General features: G+C 33.3%; 11 protein-coding genes. 8 read left to right on the forward strand and 3 right to left on the reverse strand.

Going from position 1 to position 15,686, the window contains the following annotated elements:
• Positions 1-8: 8 nt before the first annotated feature.
• Positions 9-1,145, reverse strand: coding sequence for a glycoside hydrolase family 26 protein (locus AC1Q5Z_RS16235; protein WP_492445922.1), 1,137 nt, complete (start codon positions 1,143-1,145; stop codon positions 9-11).
• Between the two features lie 307 nt (positions 1,146-1,452).
• On the opposite strand from AC1Q5Z_RS16235, the gene AC1Q5Z_RS16240 reads away from it, so the two are divergent.
• The 8 genes from AC1Q5Z_RS16240 to AC1Q5Z_RS16275 all read left to right on the forward strand — a co-directional run bounded on the left by AC1Q5Z_RS16240 (position 1,453) and on the right by AC1Q5Z_RS16275 (position 13,815).
• Positions 1,453-2,331, forward strand: coding sequence for an AraC family transcriptional regulator (locus AC1Q5Z_RS16240; protein ID WP_198856694.1), 879 nt, complete (start codon positions 1,453-1,455; stop codon positions 2,329-2,331).
• 315 nt (positions 2,332-2,646) lie between these two features.
• Positions 2,647-5,814 carry a SusC/RagA family TonB-linked outer membrane protein gene (locus AC1Q5Z_RS16245; RefSeq protein ID WP_343585205.1) on the forward strand — a complete coding sequence of 1,056 codons (3,168 nt, stop codon included), beginning with the start codon at positions 2,647-2,649 and terminating at the stop codon, positions 5,812-5,814.
• 11 nt (positions 5,815-5,825) lie between these two features.
• Entirely contained in the window at positions 5,826-7,388 is a 1,563-nt protein-coding gene (locus AC1Q5Z_RS16250; RefSeq protein WP_343585207.1) for a RagB/SusD family nutrient uptake outer membrane protein, read from the forward strand.
• A gap of 21 nt (positions 7,389-7,409) precedes the next feature.
• Positions 7,410-8,483 (forward strand): IPT/TIG domain-containing protein, encoded by a 1,074-nt coding sequence (locus tag AC1Q5Z_RS16255; protein ID WP_278020695.1) that lies wholly within the window; start codon positions 7,410-7,412, stop codon positions 8,481-8,483.
• 84 nt (positions 8,484-8,567) lie between these two features.
• Positions 8,568-9,827: a fasciclin domain-containing protein gene (locus AC1Q5Z_RS16260; protein ID WP_492445925.1), complete on the forward strand. Its 1,260-nt coding sequence runs from the start codon at positions 8,568-8,570 to the stop codon at positions 9,825-9,827.
• 80 nt (positions 9,828-9,907) lie between these two features.
• Positions 9,908-11,140: a glycoside hydrolase family 27 protein gene (locus tag AC1Q5Z_RS16265; RefSeq protein WP_492445927.1), complete on the forward strand. Its 1,233-nt coding sequence runs from the start codon at positions 9,908-9,910 to the stop codon at positions 11,138-11,140.
• A gap of 11 nt (positions 11,141-11,151) precedes the next feature.
• Positions 11,152-12,117 carry a glycoside hydrolase family 5 protein gene (locus tag AC1Q5Z_RS16270; protein ID WP_289057585.1) on the forward strand — a complete coding sequence of 322 codons (966 nt, stop codon included), beginning with the start codon at positions 11,152-11,154 and terminating at the stop codon, positions 12,115-12,117.
• Between the two features lie 609 nt (positions 12,118-12,726).
• A complete protein-coding gene (locus AC1Q5Z_RS16275) occupies positions 12,727-13,815 on the forward strand; it encodes an outer membrane beta-barrel protein (protein WP_492445929.1) in 1,089 nt (362 codons plus the stop codon).
• Positions 13,816-14,165: 350 nt separating this feature from the next.
• Here the strand turns inward: AC1Q5Z_RS16275 and AC1Q5Z_RS16280 are convergent, their stop codons facing one another.
• A complete protein-coding gene (locus AC1Q5Z_RS16280) occupies positions 14,166-15,071 on the reverse strand; it encodes an N-acetylmuramoyl-L-alanine amidase (RefSeq protein WP_286969922.1) in 906 nt (301 codons plus the stop codon).
• 28 nt (positions 15,072-15,099) lie between these two features.
• The gene (locus tag AC1Q5Z_RS16285) at positions 15,100-15,660 is read right to left on the reverse strand and encodes a hypothetical protein (RefSeq protein WP_198856685.1); all 561 of its coding nucleotides are present in this window, start codon (positions 15,658-15,660) and stop codon (positions 15,100-15,102) included.
• Between the last annotated feature and the right edge of the window lie 26 nt (positions 15,661-15,686).

Raw genomic sequence — 15,686 nt, forward strand, 5'->3', positions numbered from 1 at the left:
TGGGGCGATTATTTTAATTTTTTCTGAATGTCTTTCTCAAAGATTGTCTGGTCGAGATTATAAAAATCTATAAAATCTTTCTCGCTTACTTGTCCGTTAAAAGGAGCGTAGTAATGCATTTTTTGTTCTTTTTCTTGCCAGCCGTGATTTCTCCATAACAGGACATAAGAAATTTTATAATCTCCAATGGCTTTCAATAAAGTTCCTGTCCACCATTTTGGGTCTGGAACTGCTTCATAGCCAGCTTCTGCCAAAGCCATTAGTTTATGCTTTTTTAGGCTTATTTCATTCAATATTTTAAATTGGTTCTGAACTTCAGAGATGAATTTTTCTCCATTTGAATCAGTATTGTTTTGGTAACTGTCAAAACTTAAAATATCTGCGTAATTGTCTCCTGGATAATTGGTTAAGAAATTATTTTCGTTTTCAAAACTTCCTGTATTGTAAACATAGATTAAGTTATGAACGCCTTTTTTCTGAAGATAATCAAAGGTGAATTTCCAAGCGGTTTTAAATTCTTCTGAAGTGCAATTTCCTTTTCCCCACCAAAACCATCCGCCAGTAAGTTCGTGAAAAGGTCTAAAGAGAATCGGAATGTTTTTACCATTCTTATCTTTTAAAGACAAAAAGAAAACAGCTGCTTTATCTAACCATGAAGTGAATTTTTTATGATTTTCGGCTCCAGGCAAAATTGTTTTTAAAGAGTTTGGCGCATTATCCCAAGCATTTTTTCCTGTTGCAGGGTTGTCAAAATGCCAGCTTATTGTAGAAATTCCGCCTCTTGCATTTGCTTCAATAATATACTGTTTCATTTTAGTAAAAGGCACGCCATCAATATTATTTTGACTATCATTTTCTAGGCCGGCAATATCCCATCCATATACAGCAGGATAATCACCAACAACATCTTTTATATCGCTTCGCCCGTCTTCATACTTCCATTTAACGCCATAAGCCAAATCATCCTGATGCCCGAATAAGAACCCTTTTTGAGTTAAAATGTTAAGTTCTTTATATAAAGATTTAGTTTCAGTTGTTGCTTTTTTATCTGAAAGTGACAAATTAGTATTACTAGTGCTTTTTTGAGACATACATGAACTTGCTATTAGAGTTACAGTCAAAAGCGTTAAAAAATGTTTTTTCATCGAAAAATATTAGTTGATTGTTTAGCTAAAAGCTGACTAAACAAGAGTTTATAGTTTTTATAATATAGCGATTTTTTTACCCAAAATTCTCTATGTTATTATTGTTAAAATTATTAAAACTATAAAAAGTTATTTAATAAAAAATGATTAATGTTTATTATTAATATTCTTTTTAAAGAAATGATAAATTAACTTTTTCAAAGATAAACGGATGATTATACTGTAATTAATATTATTTTATCAATTATATATCATATTATTGCAGTCAAAAAAGACAAATATTGTTTTCCTGAAAATAATTTTTAAGATGGGTAGTACGAAAAATTTTTATAGAGAAATAGCACCGCTTGCTGCGAGTGATAGCTTTTTGGTTTTTGATCGCGTGAAAGATAGTTTTGATTTTCCGGTTCATTATCATCCAGAATTCGAGATCAATTTTATTCAAAATGGAAAAGGAGTGAAGAGAGTTGTAGGAGATAATATTGAAGAAATCGATAATGTCGAATTGGTTTTAATTGGTCCGAATTTATATCACGGTTGGGAGCTAAATAAATGTACAAGTAAAAAAATACACGAAATAACAATTCAGTTTCATAATGATTTATTTCATGAATCTTTGTTGTCAAGACGTATTATGAATCCGATTCGAGATATGTTTAATAGATCGATTCACGGAATTCTTTTTTCGAAGAAAACAGCAGAAGAATTAACGCCAAGGCTTGTGAGGCTATCTAAATTGGACGGTATGGATTATTTTCTTGAAATAACTTCTTTATTGTATGATCTCGCCAATTCTAGAAATCAGCGTTTGCTTTCGACTTATACGGTAGACTATGATACTTTTGATGATTACGATAAAATGAAATTGGTTTATGAGTATGTGCAAAAACACTTCGCTGAAAAAATCACTCTAGAAGATGTGGCAAATGTGGCGAGTATGTCGATAATTTCTTTTAATCGATTTATAAAAAAAAGAACAGGAAAAACTTTTGTCAATTATATAAATGATATTCGTATTGGTTATGCTGCGCGTTGGTTGGTTGAGAAAGATATGAGTGTTTCTGAAGTTGCTTTTAAATCTGGGTTTAATAATATTGCTAACTTCAATCGCAGTTTTAAGGCAACAAAAAATTGCACGCCAAGTCAATATCGAGAAGAATTTTCAGGTCTAAAGCGTATTTTATAGTGATACTTTTTTGTCACTACTAAATATTATTTTTAACGAAAACGTTTGATTTTTGGGTTTTCGTTGTTTTTAATTCATTGTTTGGGTTTTTGAGAGTGCTGTAATTGAGAATAATTTAAAATTTTAATGGTTTTATTTTCATATGTGTTTTTTTAATCGTCTCTGGTAAAAATATTATCATTAAATGATATAATACTATTGATTTGATAACCCTCTCTGTTATAGATTTGTTAAATAATTTAAAACGTAAAAATTACCCTGGCATTTGCTTTTAGATTATAGAAAAAAACAAATTTAACTAACCAAACACTTATTATGAAAAAACTAATGACTAGCTTCATTCATTGGATGGCTGACCACAGAGCCGTTCCTTTGATATTATTTTTGTTACTGACTAGTAATTTTATTACGGCTCAGGTAAAGGTTTCGGGAACTGTATCTGATGAAAAGGGATTATCTATACCAGGTGCCAATATCGTAGTTACCGGTACAAAGAAGACGGCTTCGACAGACTTTGATGGAAAATATTCTATTGAAGCACCTGCAAATTCTACTATTTCTGTTTCATTTATTGGATATGTTGCGCAAACAATCAACGTTAAAAACGGAGGAACAGTCAATGTTGTTCTGAAGCTTAGCGCCGAAGATTTGCGTGAGGTTCTAGTAAACGTAGGTTATAGAAGTGTAAAGAAAAAGGACTTAATGGGGGCTGTTTCTACAGTAACCTCTAAAGATTTTGCTGATACTCCACAAGTGTCTGTAGATCAATTGTTACAAGGACGTGCTGCAGGGGTTTCAGTTACGAATAACTCTGGTCAGCCTGGAGGTAGTGTTTCGGTTAAAATACGTGGAACGACTTCTATTTCTGGAACAAATGAGCCATTGTATATCATAGACGGTATTCCAATTTCTGGAGATGCTTCTAATACTAACACAGGTGGTTCTATTGTAACTGGTTACTTAGGAACAAATACAGGAAACGTTACTTCTAGCCCTATTGCATTTTTAAATCCAAATGATATCGAGACAATGGATATTTTGAAAGATGCATCTGCAACTGCAATTTATGGTTCTAGAGCGTCAAACGGAGTTGTAATTATTACAACAAAAAGAGGTAAGAAAGGCTCAGGAAAGATCACTTTTGATTCCTTCATGTCTATTCAAAATGTTACACGTTTATTAGATACGATGACTTTGAGCCAATATGCAGCACAGCAAAATGCTTTAGCTGGGGTTTATGGTGTAACGCCTAGAGATGAGTTTGCTGTTCCGTCTGTTTTAGGTAAAGGGACAAACTGGCAAGATGAAATTTATAAAACAGCAATAATGACTAACCATCAGATTTCTTTCTCAGGAGCAAAAGATGGTACGACTTATTATATTTCTGGAGGTTATGTAAATCAAGAAGGTATTGTGATTGGTTCTGGATTTAAAAGATATAATTTTAAAACGAACGTAGACAGTAAAATAAAAGATTGGCTGACTGTTGGTGTTTCTATTGGAACAGGTATAACTAACGAGGATATTACAATCAATGGGGCAAGTAACGGTATTATTAGTACATCTATTTTGTCTACTCCAGATGTTGCGGTAAAAGATACTAATGGTAATTATGCTGGTCCACCAGCAGATGGATCAATCGGAGTTTGGATTAATCCTGTAGCTTCGGCTTTGATGAATACTAATAAGTTGATTAAAAAGAATTTCCTTGGAAACTTTTATGCTAATTTTAGAATAGCAAAAGGATTAGAGTATCGTTTTGATTTTGGAGGATCTACTAATATTGATAATTTCGAAGGGTTTCAGCCTACTTACAAATGGGGATCGGCAGTTAGAGAAACTAATTCGCTTGTTGAAAGAGCTAACAATTGGTATGGTCTGAACGTTAAAAACGTTTTAACTTACAAGACTGATTTAGACAAACATCATTTTAATGTATTAGTTGGTCAAGAGGCTAATGATAGCCATTGGAACGGAAACTCACAATCGGTTTCAGGCTTATTAAGTAATGATATCCATTCTATTAGTTTAGGAGATCCTGATACAGTTGTGGCTTCAGAATATAAAGGAAGCTCTTCTTTATACTCTTTCTTTGGATCTTTTAATTACGATTTTGATAACCGTTATGGTTTGCAGGCAACAATGAGAGCTGATGGAAGTTCTAATTTTGGACCTGGCGAAAAATGGGGCTACTTTCCTTCTGTTTCAGGTTATTGGAAACTTTCAAACGAAAAATTTATGGAAGGCACTAAAGAGTATATTGATAATATCAAATTTAGAGCTGGATATGGAGAAACTGGAAACCAAAATATTGGTGGTGCAGGTTATATGAGTACAGTTCGAGCAATAAAATCTGCAATGGGGAATTTCTTTACTGTAAATAATATTGCAAACCCTGGCTTAACTTGGGAAACTTCTAAACAGACTAACCTTGGTCTAGATTTCACACTTTTTAATTCTAAACTTCAAGCAACGGTTGATGTATATAGAAAAGAATCGGAAGGATTTTTATTTGTTTTACCATTACCTTATTATGTTACTGGTACAGATGCTTATCAGGGAGGTCTAGGAGCGCCGAATGTGAATTTAGGAAGCTTAAGAAACCAAGGTCTAGAGGTGACTTTAGATTACACTAATAAGTTTGGGAAAGATTTTAAATGGAATTCAAAAGTAATATTCTCTGCAAATAAAAATAAATTATTGAGCTTACAAGACAATTTTGATTTGACAAAAGATGTAATGCTTAATGATTATACTACTAAAGCAGTTACCAAAACAGTTGTTGGTCAGGCAGTTGGTCAATTTTACGGATACCAATCTGTTGGTATTATTAGAACCAATGAGCAATTGGCAAATGCACCAATTCCTTTTACAGGAAATAAAGCTGTAAAAAGTCAATTAGGAGATATTGAATACGTAGATCAAAATAAAGACGGTTTAATTGATGAGAAGGATTTAACGTACATTGGTAATCCGCAACCAAAATTCACTTATGGATTCAACAATACTTTCAATTACAAAAATTTAGATTTAGGAGTCTTTTTGCAAGGATCTTACGGAAATAAAGTAATGAATTTAACTAGACGTGCTGGTACAAAAAACCAACGTTTGTATGAAAATCAATTGGCTGAAGCTGCAGATTTCTGGACACCAGAAAATCCAAATGCAAAATATCCAAGACCTGATGGTGGAGACGGAAATCCAAACATTGCAATTTCTGATCGTTACGTAGAAGATGGATCATACTTAAGAATTCAGCAATTAACTTTTGGTTATAGCATGCCTTCTGATGTTATTTCGAAAGCGAGTATTAGTAAACTAAGATTTTACTTAGGTGTTCAAAATCTTTACACATTTACTAAATATACAGGTTATGATCCAGAGATCGGATCATATAATCAAGATCCATTATTATCAGGAATTGATTCTGGGCGTTACCCAACCAATCGTAGTTTCACTTTTGGATTGAATTTAGAATTTTAATTACTACTCTTATGAAAAAATATATCAATATAAAGACATTCGTTTTATTCTTGACACTTGGTTTGGCAACTACTTCTTGCAGCGAAGATTTCTTGGATCGTCCATCTGAAGATAGTTACAGCAGTGACCAGTTTTATAATAGCGACGAGCAAGTGGCACGTACTACGTATGGTATGTATGGAGCAATGTGGGCACCTTATTATACTAAAAATTTTTATGCATTGTCTGAGTTGTCGTCAGGAAACTGCTTGGCTTATGCAGATGGACCAGAACTTATTCAATTTAAGTTAACTTCTGACAGTCCAATTTTATTAGATCCTTGGAGAGCTTGTTTTGCAATTGTAGCTCAGGCTAATAATTTAATTAATAATATAGAGAAAAATGCTACTTCAGCTGTGAGCCGCGATGTAATTAAAAATACTATTGCCGAGGCACACTTTTTTAGAGGGATAGCTTATTTTTATTTAGTTCGTTTGTACGGGCCAGTGCCTATTATTGAAGATAATTTAGCTTTAGCAAAAGACCCATTAGTTAATACAAATAGAATTGAAGATGTTTATACATTCATTGAAAACGACTTCAAATTTGCAGCGGCAAATCTAAAATCTAAAATCAGATCAAGATCTGCTAGTGGAGACAATATTTTTGTAACACAAGGTTCTGCAGAAGCATTTTTGGCTAAAGTGTATTTGTATGAAAAAAAATACTCAGATTCTAAATTAATGGCTGAGAAGGTTATCAATTCAGGAGAGTTTGCTTTGTTGCCAAATTTTGCAGATTTGTTTTTGACAAGTAAAAATAACAACGAAGAATCAATTTATTCTTGGCAATGGTCTGGTGCTATAAACACTTATGGAGGAGGAAACTTTTCTAATATTCAATATGGTTTAGATATTTTGAATGATAATGCATCTTATGGTGCTACATACGTACCAAGTAACGATGTGCAAGATGCTTTTGAAATAGGCGATTTAAGAAGAAAAGAATCTTTTATGGTTTATGGTGATTCTTATCCTAATCTGAAAGCTGACGGGCAAGTGGGCTTTGTAGTAGATAAAGATAAGTACGGAGATATATTGGCTAACACTGGTGCTGCGGTTAAAAAATATGTTGTAGGACAAGCTACTAGCGAAACAGGCCCAGCAGATTCGTGGGGAGGAATGAATAATTGCAATTATATTATGCGTTATGCAGATCTTTTATTGATTTATGCAGAAGCAATTATGGCTGGAGCTGATGAAACTACCAATGCAGCAGCAAAAGACTCATACAATATGGTGAGACAGAGAGCAGGTCTTGGTATTTTAGGAAATAATGTTCCTTTGACAAAAGCAGCTTTATTTCACGAGAGAAGAGTTGAATTTGCTTTTGAAGGAGAATTTTGGTTTGACTTAGGAAGACTTCCGCGTCAAGAAGCAATTAATATTATTTCTCAGCAAGATAGAGGTTTTGATTCTCAAGGAGTAATGCATTATACACCAACTCCAACAGATTTTACTTATCCAAAACCAGATATTGAAGTTAGAAAAAATCCAAAGTTGAAAGAGGCACCGGTTCCTTACAATTTTAAATAATTTTTTAAAAAGTAAATCACTATGAAAAATATAAAAGATAGAATGTTATTGAAGTTGTATTTTTTGGCTTCAGTTTCAATTTTGCTGTTCGCTTCTTGTTCAAATGATGATTCTGGAGGTTCATCTGGAAAACTTGCAGTAACAGGAATTAGCAAATCTGTTATTGATGATCCTTTGGTTGAAGGAGACAGACAGGTAGATGTTCCTACAGATATTATTAATGCAGGAAATTATTATATCATTAGAGGATCTGGTTTTGCTACATTAAAATCAATTTCATTCAACGGGTTAGAATCTTATTTTAATCCGACTTTCGTAACAGATAACGCAATCGTTGTGTTGGTAGACCAAAAAACGCCATACTATAACGAAATGGATGAAATGAAAATAGTTACCAATCTTGGTACTTTAAACTATAAAATAGCAATTCGACCTCCAAGTCCTACCATTAAAGGATTTCCAATTAACCCTAACGCAGGAGACATAATTACAATTACGGGAGAATACTTTTTGCGTCCTTCTGTAAATTTTGGAGCTACAAAAGTTGAGCCTATTGAATCGACATTGACTGAAATAAAAGTAAAAGTTCCAGATGACTTCAAATATAAATATCTATCTGTAACAAATGTTTCAGGAACAACTGTTGCTAGCCAAGCATTAGGAAGTGAAATTTATGATGATGCTCCAACCAATATTTGGGGTTGGGACGAGAAATGGGATGGAACCAATTCTTTTGATTTGGCTTATTCTAAAGATGCTAGTCAAGGTACTAAATGTATTGAATGGAAATCTGGTGAGTGGGATGGTTATCTTATTGCACTTGCTTCTTGGAATTTTACAGATACCGATAAATTTAAAGCGGTTAGATTCTCTGTTAAAGGAGCAAAAGCTGGAAAAGTAAAGTTTTTTATTAATGGAGATGCTGATAATAATTTCAAAGTAGTAGAATTTAAATCGGATTCATGGACATATATAGAAATTCCTTTTAGCGATGTAGGTAATCCAGCTGTATTAAGCAAAATTGGATGGCAAGAATTTGGTGGCTTTGGCGGAAACACAATCTTACTTGATGATATTGGATTGGTATTAAAATAATTGTGACGAATTCGAAAAATAAATTCCGATTGTTAATCGGGTTTACTTATTAAAATTCATAATTAAAAAACTAAAAGAGAATTTATGAAAAATATATATAATAAATTAAAACATATTGCTGTATGTGTCTTTTTGCTTGTAGCAGCTTCTTCTTGTGATAATGATATTCAAGATATAGGTGGGGCGCAACAAAATTACAATACAGCATACGGATTAGTCTTGGCAAATAGCAATTTAAGTACGTTTGCAAAAGCAATCCAACTTGCTGGTTTAGAATCGTCATTAAATACACCTGATGATTTTACTTATTTTGTTCCTAATAATACAGCTCTAGACTCTTATTTAGTAGCGAATGGTTATGTAAATGATTTAGGATATCCAGATATCAATTTAGTTCCAGTAGATGATCTAAAGCAACTTGTTTTAAGTCATGTAGTTAAAGGTGTTAAAAAAAGAGTAGCTAAACTTGAAGGTGTTGAAGCTGATTATTTAACAACAGGAGATTATGCAACAATGGCAAATGCCGTAAATCCTGATTTATATTTACTAAGCATTAACGTAACTAATAATGTTTTAAAAGTTAATGGATCCGATAAAGCGGCTCCAGGACTTGATTATTATGGTACGAATGGTTTTGTAAATGTTTTGGATAATGTAATTGTCTTAACTCCTCCAGCTCCTGCAATTACAAGTTTGTCACAAGTTTTAGCTTCTGCTGGAGATGTTATTACTATTACAGGACAGAATTTTGTAAAAGTTAAAACGGTTAAGTTTGGATCTTCTGAAGCTACATTTACTGTAGTGTCTAAAACAGAAATAAAAGCAACTGTTCCAGCAGATTTTGATTCGTATGCGCTTATTGTTGTAGAGACTGAATTTGGAGTTTCTGCTCCAAGTGGTATAGGCCTTAAATATTTATTATACGAAGACTCACTGAAAGGCTGGGGCTGGGGCTGGGGAGGAGACATCACCTGGGAAAGCACAGAAAAAGTTAGCAGAGGAACATATGCAATTAAGAAAGTTGCAGAAGCTTGGAGCGGACTTTTCATGCACTCAGATCTTCTTCTTAACGCTGCAGATTATCAATTTGTTAAAATGTCTATTTTCCCAACTGAAAGTACCAAAATTATGGTTACCATAAATAGTGATACGGGTGATTCTGCTAAAGGTACGACTGTAACGTTAATTCCTGGACAATGGAATAATATTTCAATTCCTATTTCAGCTTTACACCCTGAACTTTTGACTGATGGAAATTTTGATAGTGTGTTTATTCAAGAGTTTTCAGGAGGAACAATTACTCCATCTAGTGCTTTTTACATAGACGACATCGGGTTTTTATAAAAATAATATTTGTTATGAGTTAGTTTGAGGTATTCCCTAATTGAGAAATTAGGGAATATCTTTTTTAAAATAGATAAAGAATGAAAAAAATAATTTTAGGGTTTCTTTTAAGTGTTTCGAGTTTTACTTTTAGTCAAGGAAATACGCACACGCAACAAGGCGGAAAATTTGAAGGTCTTGCAATGACGCCTCCAATGGGCTGGAATTCTTGGAATACTTTTGCAACTAATATAGACGAAAAGTTGGTGAAAGAAACGGCAGACATTATGGTCTCTTCTGGTTTAGCAGCCGCAGGTTATAAATATATTGTTTTAGATGATGGCTGGATGACGCACGAACGGGATGCAAATGGTGATTTAGTTCCAGATCCAGAAAAATTTCCAAACGGAATGAAAGCACTTATTGATTATGTGCATAGTAAAGGTTTGAAATTTGGATTGTACAATTGCGCAGGAACGAAAACCTGTGCTGGTTATCCGGGAACAAGAGGTTATGAATATCAAGATGCTAGATTTTATGCAAAACTTGGAATAGACTTCTTGAAATACGATTGGTGCAATACAGAAGGGATTACTGCAAAAGAGGCTTATACAACCATGAGTAATGCGCTCAAAACTGCAGGAAAGCCAATTGTTTTTAGTCTTTGCGAATGGGGAGATAATCAACCGTGGGAGTGGGGAAAACCAGTTGGAAATCTTTGGAGAATTTCTGGAGATATTTATCCTTGTTTTGACTGCGAATTCAAACATCCGGAAAATTGGTCATCTTGGGGATTCATGAAAATTGCAGATATGAGAAAAGATATCCGTAAATATTCAGGTCCAGATCATTGGAATGATTTTGATATGATGGAAGTTGGAAACGAAATGAATAATACAGAAGATAAAACGCATTTTGCAATGTGGTGTATGCTTTCGTCACCTTTATTTACAGGAAACGATTATCGAAAAATGTCTAAAGAAACTTTGGCAATTTTAACCAATAAAGAATTACTTTCGGTAAATCAAGATAAACTTGGAATTCAGGGATTTAAATGTGCAATTTTAGATGGAGTAGAGGTTTGGGTAAAACCACTTTCAGACGGGGCTTGGGCGGTGAGTTTTGTAAATAGAACTGAAACCTCAAAAAAAGTTAGTTTTGATTGGAAGAAAAACAATATCAAAGATGTCGATTTTGGATACGAAGCTGATTTTAGTAAAACGGTTTTCAAAATAAAAGATCTTTGGAAAAACAAAGAAATAGGAAATACGAAGAAAGCTTTTGTGACCGAAATAGCTTCTCATGATGTTGTTACCTTAAAATTAATCCCTTAAAGCTATATAATATGAAATCAAAGGTTTGGTATGCTGCTTTTTTTCTTTTGCTATGTGTAAATGTTTCAAAAGCACAATTCGTTAAAAAACATGGGCAATTAAGTATTCTTGGAACTCAGCTTGTAGATAAAGAAAATAATCCAATTGTGCTCCGTGGTTTAAGTTTTGGATGGCACAGCATGTGGCCGAGATTTTATAATGAAAAAGCAGTAAGCTGGTTAAAAAAAGATTTTAATTGTAATGTAGTTCGAGCCGCAATGGGAATCGAATTAGGGGATTACTCCTATATAAACGATCCTCAGTTTTCTAAAGAAAAAATCGAGGCTGTTGTAAATGGTGCTATAAAATCTGATATATACGTAATTATAGATTGGCATAGCCATAATATCAATCTTAAAGAAGCTACAGCATTTTTTGCAGAAATGTCAAAAAAGTACGCCAAGTATCCTAATATAATATATGAAGTATTCAACGAGCCAGATTATGAAACTTGGTGGGAAGTAAAGAACTACGCAGAAGAAGTTATTAAAGTTATTCGAGAGAACGATCCTAATAATATAATTTTAGTAGGCTGCCCTCATTGGGATCAGGATATTGATTTGCCTGCCGAAGATCCAATAAGAGGATATAACAATATAATGTATACAATGCACTTTTATGCCGCTACGCATGGTAAAGAATTAAGAGATAGAACAGATAGAGCTATTAAAAGCGGCTTGCCAGTTTTTATTTCAGAATCGGCAGGAATGGAAGCTTCTGGAGATGGACCGTTAAATTATAAAGCTTGGCAAGAATACATTGATTGGATGGAAGCTCGGAAATTAAGCTGGATTACATGGTCGGTATCGGATAAGGATGAAACTTGTTCTATTCTAAAAAAAACAGCTAAATCTGATGGAAAATGGAAAGACGAGGATTTAAAAGAATCTGGAATTAAAGTCCGAGAATATTTAAGGAAATATAATAAAGAAGAATAAGTCAATTTTTAGCTAAAATGCAAGTAAGCCTGCTCATATCTGAGCAGGCTTTTTTTGTTTATTATTTTCTCTTTCTCTTAAAAAATATAGATGAGAAATGGGGCTGGGCAGTACTAAAATTGGACATTGTTTTTGTAAGAATAATTTCCTTAGCTGTAAATGAGATTATGCTGTTTTGTTTTTTCGAGTTAAAAACTATTTTTAGTGTTTAATTTTTTAATACCCCTAAAATTTTAGGGGGTATGTTGTTTTTTGTATCGTTTTAATGTTTGTTTTTGTAGTTTTTATCTGTTTTATTTTTATTTTACCCTTTTAAAAATTGAAAATAACTTAAAATGGTATTATTGAATTTTCAAAAACAAATATCGATAAATATCAAATATTGATTATTGATGATTTAATTTTTGTAATCCGTAATTCTTCGCCTAAAACGTCAAAAAAGCAGTTTTGAATTATTCTACTCATACAAAAGTTAATAAATTCGCTAATGAAAATGATGATGATTTGAAGGGCGCATGCAAGGTTTTAGAAATGACTTATACTAGTAAATAGATATATAAAAAGATTAACTAACCAGAATCAATTAATAACTAAAAACCAAATTAAAACATGAAAAAAGCATTTCACATTTTAGCCGCGATGTTAACAAGTTCTTTTGCCTTTGCCCAAGAAGAGGAAGCAGCCGCTCCAGCAACCACATGGGGAGGTTCTGCAGATGCGTACTATAAATATGATTTTTCAAAACAGATGAATGGATTAACGAGCTTCACCAACTCACAAAATTCATTCGAGTTAGGAATGGCATCGATTGAAGCAGGTCATACTTTTGGAAAAGCTTCTGTTTTTGTAGACTTAGGTTTCGGAAAAAGAGCAGCAGAATTTTCATATAATGAAACGCCAGATAAAGATGCAAGCGCAAAATTTATGATTAAACAATTATATTTTACATACAATTTGACTGAAGAGTTTAAAGTAGTAGCAGGTAGTTTCGGAACTCATATCGGCTATGAAGTATTAGACGCGGTAGATAATAAAAACTACAGTATGTCTTATGCGTTTTCTTACGGACCATTTTTTAATACTGGGGTTAAAGCGCAATATACTTCAGGTAAATTCACTGCAATGTTAGGAGTGACAAATCCAACAGATTTTAAATCGGCTATGGATGCAGGATCTTACCAAAAAACATTCATCGGTCAAGTAGGATATATTGGTGACACAGGAAGTGCTTATTTGAATTTTACAACAGGAAGTACAAATCCAATTCCAGGAAGTACAATTCCGGTTTCAGATGAAAATAAAACACAATTTGATTTAACAGCATCTAAAACAATTACAGATAGTTTTTCACTTGGGTTGAATGCAACTTATGCTAAAACTACAAATGATTTTGATAGTAATTTAGACGGAGATTGGTTTTCTGTGGTAGGATATGCTACTTATTCTTTCAATCCTGCATTGCTTTTGGCTTATAGAATGGAGTATTTTGATGCTAAAGATGCTGCTCCGAGTTTAGGAACTTTAGTAGGATCAAATGTATTTGCAAACACAGTTTCTTTAAACTACAAAGTTGGAAAATTGACAATAATTCCTGAGCTAAGATATGATGCAGCTTCTGAAGACATCTTTTTAGATAAAAATACATTGCCAACAGGTGGTAGTTTCTATGCCTTAATTGCGACAACATACTCTTTCTAGAGATAAAGATTGATATTTTTTTTTTTTTTGGAGCTGTCGAAACATTCTAATGTTTTGGCAGCTTTTTTATTTGTTTCATGTTTAAGGTTTAAGGTTTGAGGTTTGAGGTTTGAGGTTTGAGGTTTTCTAGTTTGAGGTTTTCTAGTTTGAGGTTTCTAGTTTGAGGTTTCTAGTTTGAGGTTTCTAGTTTGAGGTTTCTAGTTTGAGGTTTCTAGTTTTGAGGTTTCTAGTTTTGAGGTTTTAAATCTCGTGTCTCTGCCTTCTTTCTTCGTATTACTCAACATGCCCGAAAAAAAAGCGTTCCTAAATTAATAGAAACGCTTTTTTTTATTTTAATTGATTGAGATTCTTTATTGAACCTGTTTTTTATATATCGAATAAATCGTATCGATTGTTTTTCTATCTAAAACTGAAGTTGCATCGGTTTGAATATAATGTAGTTTAAATGCTTGAATAGCCGCAGTTAAATTTTTGGTGTTATAGCCTATTATTCTCAGTGCTGGTTCAATTTTAAAATCAAATGGTGCAGGTTCTAAGACTTCATCTGGCCAAATTCCAAATCCTTTTTCGGCTAATATTTTCCAAGGAAATAATGCGCTCGGATCCTGCTTTCTTCCAGGTGCAATATCAGCATGACCTAAAAAATTTTGAGTCGGAATGTTATAATCCTTTTTCAATTTGGTCAATAAAGCAATCAAACTATTAATTTGCGCTTCAGTAAAAGGTTTAAAGCCGTTATTATCTAATTCGATACCAATAGAACAAGAGTTTAAATCTGTTGTTTTTCCCCAAGTCGAATTTCCAGCATGCCATGCTCTTAGATAATCATTAAGCATCTGTACTACTTTTCCGTTTTCAGAAATGATGTAGTGGGCGCTTACTTGAGTTTTGGTTTTTGTAAAAGTGTTAATCGTTTGTTGCAGCGAATCTTGCGCAGTGTGGTGAATAATAACAAAACTTGGTTTTCTTAAATTAAAATTTACTGTACCAACCCATTCTGTGTTTATTCCGTTTACCAAATAAGTAGAACCTGTTTTAGATAAAGTGTCTTTCACAATTCCCAGTTGTTGCGCATAAGAAGTGTCAATTGCTAAAGGCGGAACAGCAGGAATTGATTTTGCTTCTTTGCTTGTAATCTGGTTTTCTAAAGTTTTCAGCTGCTGATCGTAAGCCTTTTCAGTATTCTTGTACGGATTTGTAGAACAAGAGCTGATTATAATAGCTAAAATCAGATAACAAAAATGTTTTTTTGTCATAATTCGTTGTTTTATAAGTTAATAACGATTATTCTGAAATTTTCGTATCTGGGGCGTCTTTTACTTGTTCGGCATCTTCTTTAGAATCTTTATCTTTTTTCTTCTTAGATTTAGATTTAGATTTTTTCATGTCTTTGAAATTGTCCATGAAAGTTTTGTACTTTTCAATTTGATCAGGATTTAAAAAAGCAGAGATTTTTTTATCAGTGCTTTCTTTTAAAGCTTTAATCTGCTCAATTTTTTGGTCTTGACTGCTGCTTTCATTTTTCAATAAAATACCTTGCTCTCTTATGCTTTCTGCCAAAACATTTGAAATAGCAATTGCTTGCAACTCATCTAGATTTACTTGAGGCTTCATTTGATCCATGATTATCGCCGCAATTTCTTCTGGAGGAGTTTCTTTAGGCTTGCTTGGTGTGCTTTGTTGTTGTCCAGCCATCATACTTCTATCCATACCCATTCCGCCGCCTCTTCCGTAGCCGCCGCCATAACCATTACCATAACCATTGTTGTATCCGCCATATTGGGCAGAAGCAGTAAAGCTTAAAAGGCCAAAAACTAAAATAAATAAGATTTGAAAGCGTTTCATAAAAGTATTTTTATCTGTGATTTAAC

It is taken from the genome of Flavobacterium sp. GW823-FHT06G12 (assembly GCF_058794775.1).

What these genes read in the sequence shown, in the direction of transcription:
- AC1Q5Z_RS16235 (WP_492445922.1), bottom strand. Translation starts at nt 1,145, where the DNA reads ATGAAAAAACATTTTTTAACGCTTTTGACTGTAACTCTAATAGCAAGT.
- AC1Q5Z_RS16240 (WP_198856694.1), top strand. Translation starts at nt 1,453, where the DNA reads ATGGGTAGTACGAAAAATTTTTATAGAGAAATAGCACCGCTTGCTGCG.
- AC1Q5Z_RS16245 (WP_343585205.1), top strand. Translation starts at nt 2,647, where the DNA reads ATGAAAAAACTAATGACTAGCTTCATTCATTGGATGGCTGACCACAGA.
- AC1Q5Z_RS16250 (WP_343585207.1), top strand. Translation starts at nt 5,826, where the DNA reads ATGAAAAAATATATCAATATAAAGACATTCGTTTTATTCTTGACACTT.
- AC1Q5Z_RS16255 (WP_278020695.1), top strand. Translation starts at nt 7,410, where the DNA reads ATGAAAAATATAAAAGATAGAATGTTATTGAAGTTGTATTTTTTGGCT.
- AC1Q5Z_RS16260 (WP_492445925.1), top strand. Translation starts at nt 8,568, where the DNA reads ATGAAAAATATATATAATAAATTAAAACATATTGCTGTATGTGTCTTT.
- AC1Q5Z_RS16265 (WP_492445927.1), top strand. Translation starts at nt 9,908, where the DNA reads ATGAAAAAAATAATTTTAGGGTTTCTTTTAAGTGTTTCGAGTTTTACT.
- AC1Q5Z_RS16270 (WP_289057585.1), top strand. Translation starts at nt 11,152, where the DNA reads ATGAAATCAAAGGTTTGGTATGCTGCTTTTTTTCTTTTGCTATGTGTA.
- AC1Q5Z_RS16275 (WP_492445929.1), top strand. Translation starts at nt 12,727, where the DNA reads ATGAAAAAAGCATTTCACATTTTAGCCGCGATGTTAACAAGTTCTTTT.
- AC1Q5Z_RS16280 (WP_286969922.1), bottom strand. Translation starts at nt 15,071, where the DNA reads ATGACAAAAAAACATTTTTGTTATCTGATTTTAGCTATTATAATCAGC.
- AC1Q5Z_RS16285 (WP_198856685.1), bottom strand. Translation starts at nt 15,660, where the DNA reads ATGAAACGCTTTCAAATCTTATTTATTTTAGTTTTTGGCCTTTTAAGC.